At 37.5% G+C, this 20,041-nt stretch carries 16 protein-coding genes; 7 read left to right on the top strand and 9 right to left on the bottom strand.

Annotated elements, in window-relative coordinates; all coding sequences use genetic code 11:
- Positions 1–750: 750 nt before the first annotated feature.
- Entirely contained in the window at positions 751–1,344 is a 594-nt protein-coding gene (locus GB993_RS02500) for a GNAT family N-acetyltransferase (RefSeq protein ID WP_161002971.1), read from the bottom strand.
- A 297-nt stretch (positions 1,345–1,641) separates the two neighbouring features.
- Between GB993_RS02500 and GB993_RS02495 the strand changes: the two genes are divergently transcribed.
- The 4 genes from GB993_RS02495 (at position 1,642) to htpX (ending at position 3,975) form a co-directional block, all read left to right on the top strand.
- Entirely contained in the window at positions 1,642–1,971 is a 330-nt protein-coding gene (locus GB993_RS02495) for a helix-turn-helix domain-containing protein (RefSeq protein ID WP_161002963.1), read from the top strand.
- A gap of 4 nt (positions 1,972–1,975) precedes the next feature.
- Positions 1,976–2,398 carry an ImmA/IrrE family metallo-endopeptidase gene (locus GB993_RS02490; RefSeq protein WP_161002962.1) on the top strand — a complete coding sequence of 141 codons (423 nt, stop codon included), beginning with the start codon at positions 1,976–1,978 and terminating at the stop codon, positions 2,396–2,398.
- Positions 2,399–2,490: 92 nt separating this feature from the next.
- Entirely contained in the window at positions 2,491–3,054 is a 564-nt protein-coding gene (locus GB993_RS02485; protein ID WP_162854013.1) for a LemA family protein, read from the top strand.
- A gap of 18 nt (positions 3,055–3,072) precedes the next feature.
- On the top strand, positions 3,073–3,975 hold the full coding sequence (gene htpX, locus GB993_RS02480) for a zinc metalloprotease HtpX (protein ID WP_161002961.1): 903 nt from the start codon (positions 3,073–3,075) through the stop codon (positions 3,973–3,975).
- Between the two features lie 99 nt (positions 3,976–4,074).
- Here the strand turns inward: htpX and GB993_RS02475 are convergent, their stop codons facing one another.
- Both GB993_RS02475 and GB993_RS02470 read right to left on the bottom strand, forming a co-directional pair.
- Complete coding sequence (locus GB993_RS02475) at positions 4,075–5,325, bottom strand: CHAP domain-containing protein (protein ID WP_161002960.1); 1,251 nt, start codon at positions 5,323–5,325, stop codon at positions 4,075–4,077.
- 32 nt (positions 5,326–5,357) lie between these two features.
- Entirely contained in the window at positions 5,358–7,052 is a 1,695-nt protein-coding gene (locus GB993_RS02470; protein ID WP_161002959.1) for a CotH kinase family protein, read from the bottom strand.
- 692 nt (positions 7,053–7,744) lie between these two features.
- Between GB993_RS02470 and GB993_RS02465 the strand changes: the two genes are divergently transcribed.
- Positions 7,745–9,040: a hypothetical protein gene (locus GB993_RS02465; protein WP_161002958.1), complete on the top strand. Its 1,296-nt coding sequence runs from the start codon at positions 7,745–7,747 to the stop codon at positions 9,038–9,040.
- A 157-nt stretch (positions 9,041–9,197) separates the two neighbouring features.
- Here GB993_RS02465 and GB993_RS13235 read toward each other — a convergent pair whose 3' ends face one another.
- The 6 genes from GB993_RS13235 to GB993_RS13010 form a co-directional block, all read right to left on the bottom strand.
- Entirely contained in the window at positions 9,198–9,323 is a 126-nt protein-coding gene (locus tag GB993_RS13235; protein WP_161002969.1) for a transposase, read from the bottom strand.
- Between the two features lie 1,092 nt (positions 9,324–10,415).
- Positions 10,416–12,524: a hypothetical protein gene (locus GB993_RS02455; RefSeq protein ID WP_161002957.1), complete on the bottom strand. Its 2,109-nt coding sequence runs from the start codon at positions 12,522–12,524 to the stop codon at positions 10,416–10,418.
- Between the two features lie 624 nt (positions 12,525–13,148).
- The gene (locus GB993_RS02450) at positions 13,149–14,630 is read right to left on the bottom strand and encodes a glycosyltransferase family protein (protein WP_161002956.1); all 1,482 of its coding nucleotides are present in this window, start codon (positions 14,628–14,630) and stop codon (positions 13,149–13,151) included.
- A gap of 50 nt (positions 14,631–14,680) precedes the next feature.
- A complete protein-coding gene (locus tag GB993_RS02445) occupies positions 14,681–15,634 on the bottom strand; it encodes a glycosyltransferase family 2 protein (protein WP_161002955.1) in 954 nt (317 codons plus the stop codon).
- Positions 15,635–15,852: 218 nt separating this feature from the next.
- The gene (locus GB993_RS02440; RefSeq protein WP_161002954.1) at positions 15,853–17,430 is read right to left on the bottom strand and encodes a peptide chain release factor 3; all 1,578 of its coding nucleotides are present in this window, start codon (positions 17,428–17,430) and stop codon (positions 15,853–15,855) included.
- A 111-nt stretch (positions 17,431–17,541) separates the two neighbouring features.
- Complete coding sequence (locus GB993_RS13010) at positions 17,542–18,015, bottom strand: C40 family peptidase (protein ID WP_347877338.1); 474 nt, start codon at positions 18,013–18,015, stop codon at positions 17,542–17,544.
- Positions 18,016–18,397: 382 nt separating this feature from the next.
- On the opposite strand from GB993_RS13010, the gene GB993_RS02430 reads away from it, so the two are divergent.
- Together GB993_RS02430 and GB993_RS02425 are read left to right on the top strand one after the other, a co-directional pair.
- Entirely contained in the window at positions 18,398–19,072 is a 675-nt protein-coding gene (locus tag GB993_RS02430) for a helix-turn-helix domain-containing protein (RefSeq protein WP_161002953.1), read from the top strand.
- Entirely contained in the window at positions 19,069–19,965 is an 897-nt protein-coding gene (locus GB993_RS02425; protein ID WP_161002952.1) for an IS3 family transposase, read from the top strand. Before GB993_RS02430 ends, GB993_RS02425 begins: the two co-directional genes overlap by 4 nt.
- The last annotated feature ends 76 nt before the right edge of the window (positions 19,966–20,041 follow it).

Genomic DNA, 20,041 nt, shown 5'->3' with positions numbered 1-20,041 from the left:
AAGATCAGCTCCTAAAAAATGGGTTTGTGGTAAACACCATTTTAAAGGAAGCTGATCTTTTTTGTCCGAACAGCGTTCGGATTAATTTTACAATCTACCCACTTAACATATTCTGATCTTCTTTACAGTCGCTTCATATAAAATCGATTCACACTCTATGGCATATTTAATCATATACTTACTCAAAAACAGATCACGATACTACGTTTATGCGGATGAAGGACGCTTTCGATGCATGATACGACTAATGGACTCGTTACAATCCACAAATTGCAGATTCAGCATTAATTTTCCTTTTATACTCGACAAATTCTTGCACACTAATACTGTTCTTAAAGATCTTCGATTTTAACAAAATGAATAAAAAGAAAGAAGCAACATTGGCAAACCTACTAAGATTCAAGACCAATATGATCAGGAAGGTAAATTCAATTTTTATCAAGTTCCATCTGGCTGTACGTAAAATTTTACCGCAAACACCAAGGCAGTATCACCGACTGCACTTTAAAAATTACACTAAAAAACCGGTTGGACCTCAAAAATGCTATTTAATTCCAAAAATTCGAGAAAAGCATTCCAACGAAAAATTGACTAGAGGAAAACAACTATTGCTCTCCCCCAGCCAATTTATTTTGAATTATATTCCAAACTCTTATTTTTGCGTTCAACACGTCTCAAAAACACTAATGAAAGCACCAGTGCACTTCAACGCAACACTCACTTTTCATGCTATGCAAGTAATATAGACACCTATGCTTGTACTTGAGCAGGATGACCAATTAACCGTTGCATATGGAAATACCAGTGATCCCCAATTTTCATAATCCCAACTGTCTTAAAGCCATGTCGGTCATAAAGTGCTTTTGCACCAGGGTTTTCAAAGTCAACATTCAGTCCAACAACTGACTTATCATCTTCCGCTGCTTCTTCAGGAATTGCTTCAAGCAATTTTCCGCCAATTCCCATTCCCTGATATTTAGGATCAACTACAATCGAATCCAAGTACCATTCGTTCTTAAATGCTTCGTAATCAGAACCAAATGGATCATCTGCGAAGACATCACTAAAGCTTGTTGCGTCTTCCAATACTTGATCCACTTTTTGCTCATTTTCATCGGGATAACCAAATGCTACCCCTACTACTTGACCGTTGGCCTCGGCCACCACCGTTGTTGCGGCACCAGATAGATATGCTTCACTCTGGTACGCAGCGGTGATGGCCTTCAGGACGGCAGGGTCAGGAACGTCTTCTAATTCTTCCAGTTCCATTTCTTTGAAAATAATATTGATGAGGGGGGCTATCTGGCCAGCATCATCCTTTTGTGCTTCACGAATCGTTATGATAAAAATTCCTCCGTTTCTATATGTCAATATCATACATGAATGCCGTTATAAAGGCAAAAACGGAAACTAACTTCAAGCAAATTTAATTACTTATGCACTAGTCGATGTTAAGTTGAAGTCGTTCAAAACATTTCAATTATTATATTCAATATAAAAATGCTCAAAGTATCTGCGTTGGCTCACGAAATTAGAATTTATAACTACCAACCATATTAACCAGACTAATAAAAGCTTTTCAGCCATCTTTGTATTATACTGAGTGTAATAAATTCACAATAAAGGGTAGGATTTTTGAACATGACACAGCTTACCGATAATATCGCCAAATTTGCCAAGCTTCGCGCAATGAGTTTGCAGGAAGTTGCACTCAAAGCAGGTCTCAGTAAAAACATTATTTACCGCTGGCGTTTACAAGGAGCCAACCCATCCCCTGCTTCCATTACAGCAATAGCTGATGCTTTACATGTTAAAAAGAGCGATTTGACTGGCGAAAAAGAATCTGCTGAAGAAAAGCAAACCGTCGATTTAAAAGCACAGATAGCAGATCAGCAAGTAATTATGACCTATGAAGGTAAAGAAATCCCCAAAGAAGACCTTGAGCTTATTAAGCGAATTTTGCGAGGCTAAGACAATGTCTAATCAAACTGTATTAGAATATTTAAATCGCTTAGCAGCGGATAACCAGATTAAAATTTTCTGGTTAAACCAATTACATGAATTCACTACACCCGCCTGTGATACGCAGACAAGAAAAATCGTCATGAATCCGAATTGGCATAACGCTAACCAAATTCCATTTCAGCTTGCACATGAAATTGCGCATGTACTAATTAGTGACAACTCGGACAGAATTCTATATTTTTCATCAGCTGCGAATCATTCAAAAATAGAAATGGAAGCAAATAAGAAGGCCGTGGAATTGTTAATACCGGAATATTTGGAGTATGCGGATCCTGCTAATATAAATGCCAACGACTTTGTCGATCAGTTTTCAGTGCCACATTTTTTATCTAATTTTGCTCAAGAAGTGCTCTCGAATTGTTCACACAGCTAAGAATAGCTTAAACAAGCTTAATAATTGGTTTTCCCATCCTAACGTTTGATAAAATGGCACTAACAAACTTGCAACAGAAAAGGAGTTTACACATGATTGCAATTATCGTCATCATCGTTATTTTAGTTGTTCTCGGCATCATTTACGCCAGCTTATATAACGGACTGGTTCGTGCTCGAACTTACACTCAGGAATCTTGGAGCCAGATTGACGTTCAACTTAAACGTCGAAACGATCTGATTCCTAACCTGGTGGAAACTGTTAAGGGATACGGTCATTATGAACAGTCCACGCTAGAAAAAGTAACCAGTCTGCGTAGTCAATTAATGGGTGTTCCCTCTGATGACCATCAAAAGGCTATGGAGGTTTCTAACCAGCTGAGTGATACCCTTAAAAGCATTTTGGCTGTTTCCGAAGCATATCCAGACCTTAAAGCTAACGAAGAATACAGCAAGTTAATGGAAGAACTAAGCAATACAGAAAACAAAATTGCTTACTCACGCCAACTGTACAATTCAAGTGCCGCTAGTTTGAACATGAAACTTCAAACATTTCCTAGCAACATGGTCGCTAATTTACATCACTTCACACCTGCCGACTATCTACAGGTTCCTGAAGAAGAAAAATCAGCTCCAAAAGTATCTTTTGATAACTAAAACTAAGGAGACGCAGAATTGCTCTACGAACAAATTCGACAAAACAAACGCCGAACCGTTTACGTGCTAATTGGCTTTGTATTACTCGTTCTCGCAATTGGAGCGGCAATCGGCTATGTGTTCTTTAATAGTAGCGTTACTGGCTTATTAATGGCTTTAGTCATCGCAGTTGTCTATTCAGCTATCATGATTGGTAATTCAACAAATGTTGTGATGGGCATGAATCATGGTCATGAAATCACCAGTGCTGACCAAGCCCCCGAGCTCTGGCATATTGTTGAAGACATGGCATTAGTGGCTCGCGTCCCAATGCCGCGAGTGTTCATTATCGATGATCCTAGTCCCAACGCTTTCGCCACAGGTAACAATCCACAGCACGCCGCAGTTGCCGCAACCAGTGGCATACTTGAAATGCTGAATCGTGAAGAACTTGAAGGCGTGATCGGCCATGAAATGTCGCACGTTCGCAACTATGACATTCGCCTACAAACTATCGCCCTTGCCTTGTCAGCTGCTATTAGCTTATTAGTAAATATTGGTATGAACTCGTTTTGGTGGGGCGGTGGACGGCGAGACCGTGATGACGATGATAACGGTGGTGGTTACCTGCAAATCATCATGTTCATTGTATCTATTCTGTTAGTCGTGCTTGGCCCCCTTGCCGCTTCCATTGCTCAGATGGCTTTATCACGTAATCGTGAGTATTTAGCCGACGCCGGTAGTGTTGAACTCACCAGGAACCCTCAAGGGCTTATCTCCGCATTACAGAAGATTTCTGGTGGCGAGCCAATGCAGGCGGCGGATCCAAGTAGTGCATCACTATACATTTCCGATCCATTTAAAAATAAACGCTCATTTGCCCATCTGTTTGATACACACCCACCAATTGACGAACGGATTGCAAGATTAGAAAAGATGTAAATGAAATAGCTTCCGGCTTAACCCTCAAGGTTAGTCCGGAAGCTATTTTTAATTGTCATTACAAGCAAATCAAGTTAACGGTCGCGCATATAAGTAAGACTAAAAGTGAATGATTTCTGCAACCGCGTTATCCATCCAAACATCACGTTCATGAAAGGCCATTCCACTGAAATTCCCTTCTATAATATGAAAGGAACCATTACTGTTAACGCGAGTAATAAATGCAACATGTCCAAATCCTGGTGTATAAGTTGGCGGAACACCATTGAATGAAACGACCGCACCGGCGACTGGAGTACGATCCACTCGAATACCGCGTTTAGCAGCGTTGCTAGCCCAATCCTCACCGTTTCCTAGCCATTCAAACTTATTGGCGGGAATGCCTTGTGCTGCCAATATCCCCGCAACAAATCCAGTGCATTGACCGGCGGGATAACTCCATCCCCCATTGTTAAATCCGTTAATGCCGGCCTGACTTGCATTATTGGGGACAGCAGCACCAACAATACTGCCCTTACCATCATTATCAAAATGCCAAGTTTGACCATTAATTACTTCATCTGTGTTAGTTTCCTTAGTGTACCCATTGGGATTGAAATAATACCAAGAACCCATCCATTGATATAGGCCTGTGACGATCTTACCATCGGGGCCAAACATGTACCACCATGGCTGGTCTGGAAAGCCTTGAACATATACATTGTCCATGCGTCGACCCTGATCATCAAAATGATACCAACTGCCCGAAAATTTGTAAGTCGTATTTTGAATTAAATGACCGTCATTTTCATCAAACATTCGCCAGGCACCATCAACATACTGCCATCCTTTTTCAATGCCATAGTCGTTATTTCCATAATATTTTCGCCCATCAACTGTAAACCAACCATCAGAACGATTGCCCCCTTTGTCAAAATAGAACGTATTACCGGCCCAGTTGTAAAACTGATTCGTGATTTGGCGGCCATCAGGGCCAAACATATACTTCCAAGGATGATCTGGAAATCCCTGAATATAAACATTATCCATTCGACGGCCTTCATTATCAAAACGGTACCAACTACCTGAAAAATAATAACAAGTATTTTGAATTAGATGTCCATCATTTTCGTCAAACATTCGTGATGCACCATCTGCATATTGCCATCCCTTTAACAGGTTTCCATTATCATCATAGTAGAATCGTTGTCCATTACGAGTCACCCACCCACGACTGGCATCAGCATGCACCACTGTGGTCATTAATTGAAGAATTACGCCATTTTTCAATTGCGGTGAAGCAACTAATCCAATTGTTAATGTAGAAGCGACAATCAAAACCTGCCCGAGATACTTAATTGTGTGTTTCATTTTAAAAACCTCCTGTTTGGTCATGCTAAAAGCTAATTACTGGTGTACTTACCCAATGTTGGCGAAAAATTAATCTGTGGTTGTGTCATAATTGCATGACCATCACATCCAGCAAAATATGCGAACCTTACGTAGGCCGTTCCTTCAGGAATTGAAACATGTTCAGCCTTTAATCTTTGCAACTGATCTAATACATTTATATCCGCCCAAACTGCGGAGTAACCAATTTCCTTTAAATTAGTATCTAAGAACCGTACAGATACATTAAATGAGTCTCGACCAGGCACGAGCTTTTCACCAGAGTAAATATAAATATTGCCCGCAAAGGAAATTTCAGGATTATTTGGTGCGGCGGTAGTTAACCATATTGGCTTACTTTGTATAGATGGCCATGTAACCTCGGTTAACGATTGATCATCATAACTTGCACCAGCACTGCCATGTCCGATAGAAGAAGGCCAAAGTGTTCGATGAAAACTACCAAACACATCCCAATCGCTCGTATCATACATAAAATCGGAATTCTTGACATAGTTTGGAATAGCCCCAACTTCTCCGCCGACAAACTTCTCTTCAACTTGCTGATCCACAACCTTTAAGCGATGGTAAATAGCCGATTGCAATTGAGTAAAGTCCGTCAATGCAGCACTTGGAATCGAAGGCCATAATTTTAAATCAGTCTCATAGTTTTCTTCACCGACGCTAAACATAAAGTGCCGGAAAAGCTCAATAATATGATCCTCTCTTAACGTGGTTTGACGAAGAAAATGATAGCGCTCCAATACCTTTTCAGGGTTGGCCGCAAAGATCATTTGTAATAAGCGATTGCTTTGAAAGTCAAATAAATTTTGATTGATATTTTGCAGGGACTTCCCGTCCCACTGTAGTTGCCAACTTGTATCAAGGTCATAAGGGACCATCATCCATTTTTTAGCATCATAGGTGACGTACATGGCATTTTTGACGTTCATGTCGGTGTCTTGAATGACATTTGAAAAAAGACCGAAATCAATAACTGAATCAACATCAATATAATTTTCCTGTTGATTCTGAATGTCATAAATGTTGCTTTGATGAGCCCATTTCATCAATTTGTCAAAACTATCTTTTAAAGTAGACGTAATTTCGTCTGGAAATTCAACTGTGAAATCTGATCCGTCAAACTTAGCTTCGTCTTTTAAAAAACGCGTTTCATCTGCCCATTGAGCTGCCTCAACTGCGCCTTGAAGGTTCGATCCTTTGTTCATATTGAAAAGAACATCATCCTTGCCAGTATTAAATGTATATACGCCTACATCTTTGTCGTTAACTTTTAGTTTGATCGGAAATCCCTGAATCTCGGAAAAGTTCGTCGCACTAACCAGTTCAGCATTTACGTTAGGTCGAGTAGCAGCCATTTCTGAGAACAGCTTTGCATTAACAATGTTTCGTGCGTGTGTCACGTCAATAAAGTTTGCTTTCAAGTTAAACGTATTATTTGAAGCCCAATCAGGTCGCACTTTAAAAGATAATTTTTGTTTGCAGTCCACATCAGTGTAAGCCTTAAACTTGTAATTCTTTTTAACAAGACCGGTGGAACTATCACCCTGCCATTTTGTTTTTGCATAGCCTTCGATTGTTCGACCATTTAATTCAAAAGTAAAGGCTAATACTTTTGACACGTCATGGCTCATACCTGATGTATCACCCGTTAATGTCATTTGTGGAATTTTAATTTCATTAATCATATTATTTACTTCTATTTTATACTCAGTATTAAAAGCGTGTAAAAATATCCGGCCAGATAAACACCATTGCTTAAAAGCAGAATTAATTGTAATGCTCATAATTATTTTGGTCAACTATTTAATTTTTAAAAATGAAATTTTACATTTTTTCGTTTCTCTTTTTACTTCACAATTTACACATTAAATACTATCAAATTACACATTTCACTTGTGCTCTAATCAAGCTAACTCATATGGATGAAGACATTTAACAATGATTTCACTTGTTGTGTAATATGAATTATAATGTAATAATTACGATTGAAAATGTATCAAGCATCGGATTTAGTATCTTGCTAATATTGAAAATTCCGTTAAACTGACATTGCTTCTTAGCTCTATGACAATTTAAAAACGGTCATTTTAAGGGAAAAATCCCACAAATTGCATTGATAATAGTGCTTTTATATTTGCACGGTATTACGTTGTCTATTTTCCCTATGACTTCAATAAACCAATCAATAATCCCCTGTCACAACAAATTATTATGATACTTATAGATTGCTTACATTTAGACAATAAAGCTCACGTTTTCTAAAGATCTTTTGCATCAATACATTTATTTGTATTACACATTTTTTCAGTTAGCAAACCTGGGTACACTGCAATATTTAATATGAATCACATAAAACAAAATGGGAGTAATAGAACATATGATAATTGACAATAAACGAACACAAAATCACGTGGTATTACTCATGTTTTTGATTTTGACAATTTCAGGATTTTATATTTATAGTCAGATTGATATTCCTTCATTCAATATTCCATGGGCCACTCAAATTGCTAATAATAAGTTAAATATTTATTCAGGATCGATTTCTCCAAAGGTTGATTATCCGCCACTTTTACCTTTAATTTTTGGAATTATAGGTGCTTTAATCAAATTGTTAAATCACTTTTTTTCTCTACCTGCGGCTACCATTTATTTTCTACAGAATGGTTTGCTTAAAATGCCTGCAATTATCGTCCTAACCTTTTTTACCCGTTTTTTCATAACTAGGTCTAGAGATTCATTAGCAGATGCAAAAGCATTTTCTACTATTTTCACATACTTACTAACATCTCTTAGTATTTTTTTTAACGCCATCGTTTGGGGACAAGTCGACGTCATCCTTATAGCTGAAATGTTTTTTGCATTCTACTTCCTGGTTAATGAACGAATCAATGTCGCCTCTTTTTTTCTCGTCTTGGGCATAGTAACAAAGCTTCAAGCCGTATATTTCGTTCCTATTTTTGTAGTTTACGCAATAAGATATTTCAAGAATAACCAATGGCTACAGGGATTGTTAACTGGCTGCATAGTCTTTACTACAGTATGGGCACCATTTGCATTTGTAAATCGCAATTTACTTTTACCCTTTCAAATATATTTAAAAGGTTCATCTTCCTACCCCGTACTGAATGCAGGCGCTTTTAACTTCTGGGGAGCTATTGATCCACGTAAACTAGAACGTGTAACATCAATTCATAAGGACATCTTCGGGATGCTACTCTTTTCTTGGCTGAATTATTTAATACTCTTATCAATACTAATTATTGCTTTAGTTTTGATATTATTAAACAAACAGAATTTGTTCATTGGCGGTCTAATATATACACTTGCTATCTTTACCTTTTCAATGAGTCAACACGAAAGATACGAAATGACCGTTTTACCTTTTGTACTATTGGCTTTGTTATATTCGAATTCTCCAAACTTGAAAAAGGCCTTCGGTCATATTTGGATTTCTCTTGACTGCATTATTTTTCTGAATATGGCATATATTTATACTTATCTATTGCATGTAATAGGTTACAGTACAATTTTGGTCAGATTATTTTCGATTGTATCTGTTGCAATTTCACTTTCAACTATTGTATTTTGTTGTCGGCAAGTTCAATGTTTACATGGTTCCGGAAAGCTCTTTTATCTTAATCACAACAAGAACGTAAACATCAAAAAATAACAAAAATCGGGCTTATCGTCAAACGAAGTTGATAGATGATTTTCATAGTATCTAGGCCGTCATTGGTCTAGGTACTTTTTTCTTTAACTCTTTTTCAATACTTTGGAACCAAGTGAAACGAATTCTGATGCGGTTCATGAAGTTATATCAATTATGATTAACTGTAAGCCATATTCTTAATCTTTTTGATATGACTAATAAAACCTTCTAAATAACCGTTGAAGTAACCTGATGTAACGGCGTTCAGAACTGCTTGACGGTATTTCCGAAGGAGCGGTTGTATTCCAAACTAATGTCTAATGGTCGCTAACATCAACCGTGTCTCAAATGAATCTGTGCCACTCTTTTTTAAATCCTTCTAGAATTTTGATGCACATCGGAGTTTGAAAGCCTTCATCGAGTGGGCGGCATTCGGTGTTCAGATTCAAGTCGATCTCATAATGGCCAACACTTTTATGAGATTGCTTCTGTTTAACTTTTAATTTTGCGAATGGTCGTAAGAACTGTTGCCACTCACGCTTCAAACGTATATTTCTTCGAGTCCTCCGATATTCATGACACGAATTCGTTGCTGGTTAACAGCGCAATCAAGCATTTAAGCAATTGAAATGATCTACAACGATTCTGACCTTCGGAAAGACCGATTTGACAACGTTAACGTAGCCGTGTTCAAGTAGAGAGGGACCGTCTTAATGGACACGAGCCCATTAATGGAAAGTGTTCGAACTGTTAGCGTAAATAAGCTGATGTGAGGATTGTGAGGATTCCGCCAATAATTTGGCGTGTGTATTACTCCCAAATGAAAAAGCTCATTGAACCGGTTGCTCTAAACTCATCCAAGGCGATATGTTCTGGAGATTCAGCTGTCGGCACCGATGTGCGTACTGCTACTTTTGCATCAATAATGCGTTTTAGAATCAGCTAAGTGAGTATGGACCCCTGGCAGGCAAATTGATCCGTTTCGCGTTAAATCCATATTTAACTAACTGATCTGGCAAGCCATAGTTTTTACAGTGGTTTGACCAACTTGTCAAAAAACCATAATAAACTAAAGATTCGTGGGCATTGAGATTTTTAAAACGGTAAACTTCACGGAAAACAATACTGAGATCTTAAATTTTCAATGCATTTCGCACAGAATTACCGGTAGATAGGGAAAGGTATCGATGCCTATTTTTGTGTTCAAAATAAATGGTATAGAAAAAGGAGCTGATAGACAATATGTACATCAACTCCAAAAATTGCGGATCATTTGTCACGATTTCGGCAGGTAGTTCGCAATTTATTTACTATATAGAATTAACATTTCAAATTCATCTTTTGTGGCTAACGGGAATCTTCAAACGTTTTAATGAATTAGTTTGACCTAAATTTTCTACTTCGTTTCAATTTTCAAATTTGAAAAGTAGATACTAGACAAAATAATTGCTAAGCACAAAAAAGTTATAAAGCTCAACAATCGTGTGGACAACAATAACTGTTTTCTTTCTGAAAAAGCTTTAAATGCTAAATAATAACCTTCTTGACTTCCATTTTTAAGGCCTTCGGGAGTCAAAGCATAATACGGACTATAATTAACACCCCATAAATCAATCGAAGTATTAGTCAGATTCTTGATTTGTATGTCGTATACACCGGGATGACCCTTAATCTCAACAATTGTTTTTGTGTCATTGGATGGCAATACTTTCATATCAGTAATTTTTTTTCTAGATCTATCAAAAATAGAAACTCGCAACTTATTTGTTTTAAATAATTCGGAATTTAAATAAACTTTGGAAAACTTGCCATTAGCAGAAAAAGTCTGCTGTGCAACCCTCCCAGCATGAATAATAAATGGCTTTCTAAGCGCGTAAGTCAAGCCAGTTTGCTGTGCAACCGGCATTTCTTGATTGATTTCTACTTTCGTTAGTGGTTCCGTAGTAGCAAATGCAACAAGTGCCAAAGCAATGACACCAATTGCTTCGACTTCCTTAATTCCTTTTTTATTTATGAATGAATTACGATTAATTTGTTTATCCTCAAAAAGTGCTGATAGGCCAATTGATCCCAACATAATTAAAAACATTAAAATGATAAATGCATACCGAGCCTCCGACTCCCAAAAAAGAACATGAAAGCTCATAATGCCTAAAATACTTAAAGTTGCAAATGCCGTATGTCCCTTTAAAACGCGACTACTTCTTAAATATATGGCAAATGCAAGGAAACCAACTAGTGTCAACACATAGACAACCTGTGTAAAATTAGCCAACCAAAACATAACATGCTGAATTCTCTTAAAAATTATGTTATGTGAAAAGCCTTGTAACCCTGGTTCATCGCTGTCCATTACTCCTCTGCTAAACATATATGTTAGTTTTCGCCAAAAATGGTTTATTAAACCGGCCGGTCCAAGCATTTTAACCCTTTTTTTTATCGCCCGTCTAATTTGAACCTTACGTTCTGCCATTGATTTAATATTTTGAAATTGATACAAATCACCATTTGTTTGCCCATCAGTTTCTGGGTTTAAGGACATATATATCCACGCAGTAGAAGGTATTTCTTTTTGAGGAATATTCTCAAAGTTATTGGCTTTTTGTACAAACGAACTAACACCTAAAACACCTATAAACATAACGACAACAATACCTAGACGGATAAATAGTTTAGGCCATACTTTTGAAGCTTTTTTAGAGTCAAAGTATCCAAACGTCAAAGCCAGCACAAGAGCGAAAATAATGACAACAACGTTGGATTTTATAAAATAACCAACACACAAAGCTACAATTGTCCCTAAAAAGAAAAGCACCCGCTTAACTCTAGTAGTTGAATTTCTTGACTTCAAAAATAGGTAAAAACTGAGCACGGGGAAGAAAAACATAAGCGGATCTGTGTAGAAATTTAAAGGGTATGTATAAAACGGTAAGAAACACGCTGCCAATAATAGAAATAAAGTGCCTGTTTTTTTATACGGGCTTAACATTTTTACACTTCTGTAGCCTAAAAATATGGCTGCATCAGCCAAAATAAATAGAAACAAGGTTACATATCGATCGACATGCGCACTAAAAAAAAACCGAAATAAACGAATGCACCAACTATAAACAATTGATACGTTAACATTATTGGGAAACATGTAAAAATAATCGTCCCAACTGTGACTACCGCCAGCCAGCGAAAATGCCTGCGCCTTAACTCGTAAATCATCAGAAGTGAGTCCAACGAACATAAGTCTTGATATTACTATTTGTATAGTAACAATAACTAAAAAGATGGTGGCGTCAGCTAACTTTGTATTCCACTTAACATGAACGTAAAGATATCTCAAAAAAATAACCATAGCCACGACTGCTAATAGTAACAGTGCTGGACTAAACCAATGCGTATTGAATTCAAACACATTAGTCGTTGGAATAAAAAAAACGGCAGCTATTACAAAAAGAGTAGCAAAAAAAACTAGTAAATCCTTCACACCATGATCCAGCCAATGAATAATCAATTTTTCAGCTCCTTAAAGGGTTCTTACCGATGATAAATTCGAACTTACCTTCGCAACATAGTTCGCGAAAACATATCTCATTAAAAATATTGAAAAAATATTTTGATTTTAACTGTTAACACTCTCCAAATAATATAAATACGAGCATAGTATCAAAGGCACATGACCCAACTGTCTAGTATTTGGTGCTATATCATCACAATATCTTTTATCACTAGGCGTTAAATTTTTCTCATATACCAGTTAACTATCTAGTTAATACTATCATAATACATATTTTACCTCAGTATTTAACTTCAATTCAACACGATACTGCTATTCAGCTAGCACGCTATAATTATGAGCATTGAATCACGCACCAAACAATCTTCTTTGGATTTTACTCCAACGAACATATTTTTTTGCATTTTTCTTCTCTGTCCATCTACAAATTGAAATTGCATGTGCTGTAAATTCTATGTGTTTCAATTATCGTTAAAGAGAAAAAGAGCCGAATCCTAAGATTCAACTCCCCTTAAACGGCCTATCAGCACTCTTCGATAAATAACTATCTTCAATTAATAAGATTGATGGTTCAAATTATAAAAACAATTAATTTGTAGACCAAGCCACAATTATTAACATCTACTTGAGAGAATGGATCAACATCCTAAAACGATTCATAGATGAAGAAAAAACTAAAGTGAATAATATGAGCATCAATGGCATCCCCTGTATTAGATACCTTGTTCGACCACCCTCAAAAATCAATAAGTAAAGTAAAAGTCCAATAATAGAAAGTCTTAAAACAATGCTTAATTTGTCACGATAGTCATACCCAAATAACAGTACACTAACTAAAGCCAGCCACACAACCTGCGCCCAAAAGTAAAAGTCACCTAGATGACGCCCACCAGGGTATAGAAACGATCGAATAAATCCTTTTTCCCCTTTATCTATTTTGCCAATGATAAAGGCTCCCTCTTTATTCCATCCAAAAGTTCCATCAGAGGTATTATTATAATTTTTTAATATCAAGAATTTCAAATATCCGCCGAATCCAAATGACTTAAGTCTCATTTTAATCATTTCTTTTGCGTAGTTATTACGGTCAGACTTTTCCGTCATATTCTCTGTGGCGTCCAAATCTGGCTCATAATATCCCCCGCCTCCGGTCAAACCCATTGCAACAAAATGAAGTGCGGGTTGTGCCTGCTGACTGTTAAGTTTAAAGGTCGTCTGATTTTTAGTAAATTGCCCAAACGACAAAACAATACATACAAATGTAAGGGTAGCAATCAATGAAACAAAAAAACGTTTCAAATTTTGATTATTTAATTTAAAGTTTAAATGACTAAATTCAATAAGCAATATGGCAATTACTAAGATAATCGTGGTTGGCTTCAGTAAATATGCCAAGGCAGCAGCTAGACCTCCAATAAATGCACCAACAAACTTTTTCTTGTTGGATAACTCTTCACTCATCAGCACATAGCCGAGCACTGTTAACGACACAAAAGGCATCACAAATGTATCCGAGTAAGGGATTATTATCATTGGAAAAACAAGCAAAAATAATAATTGAATATATAGTGCGGTCCAGACCTTAGATTTAGCGTGAATAAAAATAATTAAACAATTAATAACGACACTAAAATCAACTAAAAACGTAGATACTGTCGCGAACCACCACCAGCTAGGTTTGATGCCTATATTAACTGATACACTCTTTTCCATGAAAAAGAGGAATAAATTATTAGGATACCAATTAAAGTAATGATTATCTGGGTAAGAAAAAGACGAAAAAATATGAAAAGGATCGAAACCGACTGTCGTACTAGCATTAACCACTATAACAACTTGCCAAACAATCACAAGTGCAACAAGCAAACAAGAGACAGCAAAACGATTATGAGAAAAAAAGCTAATAACATTTTGGCGCAGCTTGGAAAACAAACTTATTGAGATTATGGTAAAAACCAGCAATAACAGTAAGAAAAGTGTGACAGAAGTGCCATTTGGTAAAAACAAATTGTTGTTGTGAATTATTCCAAATAAAACAACAGTAGTCCACAATGAAAAAACGACTAGCACTACTTTATTAATTTCTTTCGATAATCTATTCATCAACTGTCTCCATACTCTCAATACTTCTCACCAATAAGCAGTAAAATGCGTTATTTAAAAGTTTGCTTATCAATAATATACTTAGGTCGTTGCTTTACTTCAGTAAAAATCTTACCAACATATTCTCCAATAACACTGATGCCAATTAATTGAATTCCACCCAGCACCCACATGGAAACCATCAGTGATGTCCAACCTGATATTGTGTTTCCAGAAAATTGACGGACAAGTGAATACAGTAAAATAACTATACCAATTAATACTACTGTAATTCCCAAATCCATAATTAATCTGATTGGAACAATTGAAAAAGATGTAATTCCATCTGTGGCAAAACGAATCATCTTTCCAAGTGGATATTTCGATTCCCCCGCCATTCTAGGAGTACGTTGATAATAGACTTGACCGCTTTTAAAACCAACAAGCGGAACCATTGCCCGAAGAAACATGTTACGCTCCGGGAACTTCAATAATTCTTTGGTCGCTCTTTTACTCATTAAGCGAAAATCAGCAGAATTAGGAATCATATCAACGCCAAGTCGATGCATCGTTGCGTAAAAAAGCTTTGCAGAATTCCGTTTAAAGAAAGTATCGGAAGTTCGATCGCTTCTCACACCATATACAATATCTACGCCTTCAACATACTGTTTTACCATATCAGGAATCACCTGCGGATCATCTTGGAGATCCGCATCAATAGTCACCATAATATCTGCATCATTGACTGCGGTCGCCAAACCAGCTTCAAGGGCATTTTGATGACCAAAGTTGCGACTAAACTTAACTCCAGTAACAAATGTACTGCTAGATTGCTGCTCAACAATCAATTTCCAAGTCTTATCTGCAGAACCATCATCAACAAATAATAATTTACTTGCTTTCGATATCTGATTCTGTGCAATCATTTTACTGAGTAATTCCTCTAAGACCTTAAAAGTATTTGGCAGTGTTTCCTCTTCGTTGTAACAGGGAAGAATAATAACTAATAGTGGCGATTCTCTCATAAAACCACAATCTCCTTTATACGAACCTACTTAAAAATGTTCGACTGATTTATAAGTCCTATTCAAAAATAAAAATAGCATGTAAACATTTGCCAATCAGTAGCAATTGCTCATCAAAGCATAGCATATATATAGTTTAAAAACGAGGTGTTCTCTTAGGGTGCTATTCTCGATACAAGTTCCGCTTTGCGTATAACAAATACCTTTACATTCATATTCTACAGGCGTGCTGTTAATTTTACTTCAGGATACTTTTGCGCAAACCAATTTTCAGCAAATCTATTTTCGAATAAAAACAGTGGACTTCCTTCACGATCCTTCACCAACATATTTCTACTTGATGCCATACTTTCCTCTAATTGGTTAGGTTCAATCCATCTAGCTGTCTTTGAACCTAGAGGGGTCATGATTACATCAGAGTTATACTCATTCTTCATACGAAACTGAAAAACTTCCAGTTGCAACTGACCAACTACACCAAGAATATAATCACCAGATGAATATGATCGAAATAATTGAATAGCGCCTTCTTGAACCAATTGATCAATACCTTTATGGAAAGACTTCTGCTTCATCACATTTTTTGCAACGACTTGCACAAATATTTCTGGAGTAAACTGTGGTAATTTCTCAAACTGAAACCTATTTTTCCCCGTGTAAATCGTATCACCAATCTGAAAGTTTCCCGTATCATAGAGCCCGATAATGTCTCCCGAAACTGCACTTGTTACATTTTCTCGATCATCCGCCATAAACTGCGTCGAGTTATTCAGTCGCAATTGTTTCTGACTACGTTCTAATGTAACGTCCATGCCTCGCTTGAACTCACCCGAGCACAACCTCACAAAAGCAATTCTATCACGATGATTAGGATTCATATTCGCTTGAATTTTAAAAACAAACCCAGTCAAATCGCTATCCGTAGCGTTCACAATTTCACCATCTACCGTTTTATGACTGGCCGGTTCCGGTGCAAATTGTAGGTAGGTTTGTAGAAAAGATTCTACTCCAAAATTAACTAGTGCTGATCCAAAAAAGACAGGGGTCAGATCCCCAGTAATAATTTTTTTCTCGTCTAATTCATTACCTGCAGCTTTAATTAAGTCGATTTCATCAAGCGTATCTGACCAAATACTATCCGCCCTTAGTTTTGAATCGTTTGGTAGATTTCCTTCCTCGTTGAGCTTAACGTACTGATGAACATTTTCCCGACCATTATAGAGAGCCACTCGATTATTATAGATATCATATAAGCCTTTGAGGCCTTTTCCCATGCCTATTGGCCAATTCATCGCATAAGTTTCGATACCAAGAGTATCCTCAATTTCAGAAAGCAAATCCAACGGGTCTCTTCCATCCCGATCAAGTTTGTTGATAAATGTAAAGATTGGAATACCCCGCATTTTACAAATTTGAAAAAGCTTACGCGTTTGTGGTTCGATCCCCTTTGCAGAATCAATCACCATGACGGCTGAGTCGACAGCCATCAACGTTCGATACGTATCCTCAGAAAAGTCCTCGTGCCCAGGTGTGTCTAAAATGTTGATTCTTTTCCCATCGTAATCAAATTGCATAACTGAACTAGTTACGGAAATTCCACGTTTCTTTTCGATTTCCATCCAGTCTGACGTAGCAAATTTACCCGTCTTACGTCCCTTAACAGTTCCAGCTTCGCGTATTATCCCACCAAGCAATAATAATTGCTCTGTAATTGTTGTCTTACCAGCATCAGGGTGAGAGATGATAGCAAAAGTTCTGCGTTTTTTAATTCTAGTACTTAATGATTTATCAGTCATAAAATCTCCATTTAACGTCGACTCATTATTATTTTGAACCAAACAATAAATACCATTTTAATGCAAAAAAAGTAAAAGAGGAACCCGTATAGATCCCTCCTAAAAAACTTTTTACAAAACGCGAACGGCAAAGTTCGGTGTCCAACCATTTAAAGAGGCTACATGGACCGACGCACCGGGATATGGAGCCTCAATCATCTGCCAATTACCAATGTAAACAGCCACATGATATGAGTTTCCTCTTGCTCCCCAAAATAGTAAATCTCCTGACTTTAAATTACTTAAACTGACGGCGAAGCCAGCATTTTCTTGCTGATAAGTAACCCGCGGTAAAGAAACACCCGCTTGTGCATATGCATACTGAACCAATCCTGAACAATCAAAAGCATATGGACCAGTAGCTCCCCAAACATAAGGCTTACCAATTTCAGAATACAAAACATTAACTATTTTTTTCACAGTATTGTCTGCCCGGTTGCTTACGAAGCCGTTACCATCGGCGTAATAATCTTGCCCATTGAAACTAAAAGTTGCATTTACAACTTCATTCCCAGAGTGGTTAAAATACCTATTCTGTCCGTTCACATTGATAATTTCATTTTTGTGGATTTGGTAATTACCAGAATCATAGTATTGCCAACCACGCGAAGTATGAACCAATCCACTGGCAATTGAACCGTTGTTAGTGAAATAGTACCAATAGCCATTAGCTTGACGAAAATCATTCGTAACCAGTTGGTGGTCTGAGGAATCGTAAAAATTCCACGTATGACGTTGTGGAATCCATGTCAGACCATTGGCAATTGAACCGTTGTTAGTGAAATAGTACCAATAGCCATTAGCTTGACGAAAATCATTCGTAACCAGTTGGTGGTCTGAGGAATCGTAAAAATTCCTGCGATAATCCCTCTGTGGTTGTCAGATGAAATAATATAATTCATCTGACAGTTACGGAGGGATTTTTTGTATGCCCAGAACTAAATATACAGCTCCAGAAAAACTAGCTATTCTAACCGAATATCAACGGTCTGACTTATCCATAAAAGCAACGGCCAAACAGTACAATATTGGCGTGACAACGCTTAAACAATGGCGTGACAAATACAAACGTGATGGTTTAGAGGGATTAAAAGAGTCTCGCAAAAACAATCATTATTCTAAATGCCTTAAACAGATGGTCGTAGAAGCTTATCTAGCTGGTGAAGGCACATTACAATCACTGACAATGAAGTTTGATTTGCGTTCTAAGACACAACTGCAAGACTGGGTTTCACTGTATAATGGGGAAAAACCTTTAACGGCCTCGCCGTTTAGAAAGCAGGTCCCCACTATGAGTCGCAAAACAACATTTGATGAACGAATTGAAATCGTTGAATACGTGACCAAGGATAACCATTCATACACCGAAGCGGCTGCTCACTTTGGCGTGAGCTATCAACAAGCCCGTTCTTGGGTGCTCAAGGTAAAGATCGGTGGTTATGAGGCTTTGGTTGATAATCGCGGACATCATAAGGAGTTTAGCGAATTAACAGACTTAGATAAAGCCAACCGGCGGATTCGCGAATTAGAAGGCCAACTTAAAGATCAAGAACTGAAGGATGCATTCGTAAAAAAATTGCTGGAACTTCAGCACAAGGGGTGAATGAACAACATCGACTGGCTTATCGTGCAATCAAGGAAGTCAGTTATCAGCATCATGGTGGCATTACAAAACTCTTAGCAATCATCGGAGTCAGCCGACAGGCTTATAACAAGAGTTTTAAGCGTGTTGAAACAGAGTGGGAAAAACAAGATCGATTGCTTAAACAGCGCATCCAGTATTGGTTTGATTTTCATTATCAAGGGATCGGTGCGGGTAATCTATTAATTAACCTCGAACAAGATGAACAGATCACCTTTGTGGTGACTCCAAAACAAGTTCGTCGTGTGATGCGAGCACTGAATATTCGATGCCAGATACGAACGAAGAAACATAATCGAATTAAACAAGCAGAGCAATATACGCAGGATAATCTCCTTAATCAGGAATTTGATGTTAAGCACCCCAATCAAGTTTGGTTATCTGATTCAACGGAAATTACTTATGGAGTTTATGGTAAGAACAAAGTCAGATTCAGTGGTGTGTTGGATCTGTATGGACGTCGTTTGATGGCTTATCACCTAAGTCCAACAGAGACCAGTAAAGCTGAAATTGCGGTTTTCCAACGCGCGTTTGACGCCGTGGGTGAAGACGTTCATCCGATGATTCACACTGATCGTGGTTCTGCATACACATCCAATGAATTCAATGACTTCCTGGTACCATTCAAAGTCACCAGAAGCATGTCGCGACCAGGCACACCGTACGATAACGCACCAATGGAACGATGGTGGAATGAATTTAAACTACGGTGGTTAGCGCGTCACGCACGTCCAAAAACGTATGAAGAGCTCGTGCGATTAATCGAAGCAGGTATCGAGTACTTTAATCACCAAAATCGTTCAGCACAAAGAAACGGCCTCACTCCAGATGAATACTGGAATGAAGCCGCTTAGAGAATACCAAAACTTTATATTATTTCATCTGTCAACTTGACAGGGCACAGTGCATTTAACCAACGCCCCCTTAAAG

This window comes from Furfurilactobacillus milii (genome assembly GCF_009864005.1).
Taxonomy (GTDB): domain Bacteria; phylum Bacillota; class Bacilli; order Lactobacillales; family Lactobacillaceae; genus Furfurilactobacillus; species Furfurilactobacillus rossiae_B.
This window is presented reverse-complemented; position numbering and strand designations above follow the sequence as displayed.

What these genes read in the sequence shown, in the direction of transcription:
- GB993_RS02475 (WP_161002960.1), bottom strand. Translation starts at nt 5,325, where the DNA reads ATGAAACACACAATTAAGTATCTCGGGCAGGTTTTGATTGTCGCTTCT.
- GB993_RS02490 (WP_161002962.1), top strand. Translation starts at nt 1,976, where the DNA reads ATGTCTAATCAAACTGTATTAGAATATTTAAATCGCTTAGCAGCGGAT.
- GB993_RS02485 (WP_162854013.1), top strand. Translation starts at nt 2,491, where the DNA reads ATGATTGCAATTATCGTCATCATCGTTATTTTAGTTGTTCTCGGCATC.
- GB993_RS02450 (WP_161002956.1), bottom strand. Translation starts at nt 14,630, where the DNA reads ATGAATAGATTATCGAAAGAAATTAATAAAGTAGTGCTAGTCGTTTTT.
- GB993_RS02445 (WP_161002955.1), bottom strand. Translation starts at nt 15,634, where the DNA reads ATGAGAGAATCGCCACTATTAGTTATTATTCTTCCCTGTTACAACGAA.
- GB993_RS02465 (WP_161002958.1), top strand. Translation starts at nt 7,745, where the DNA reads ATGATAATTGACAATAAACGAACACAAAATCACGTGGTATTACTCATG.
- GB993_RS02495 (WP_161002963.1), top strand. Translation starts at nt 1,642, where the DNA reads ATGACACAGCTTACCGATAATATCGCCAAATTTGCCAAGCTTCGCGCA.
- GB993_RS02470 (WP_161002959.1), bottom strand. Translation starts at nt 7,052, where the DNA reads ATGATTAATGAAATTAAAATTCCACAAATGACATTAACGGGTGATACA.
- GB993_RS02440 (WP_161002954.1), bottom strand. Translation starts at nt 17,430, where the DNA reads ATGACTGATAAATCATTAAGTACTAGAATTAAAAAACGCAGAACTTTT.
- GB993_RS02430 (WP_161002953.1), top strand. Translation starts at nt 18,398, where the DNA reads ATGCCCAGAACTAAATATACAGCTCCAGAAAAACTAGCTATTCTAACC.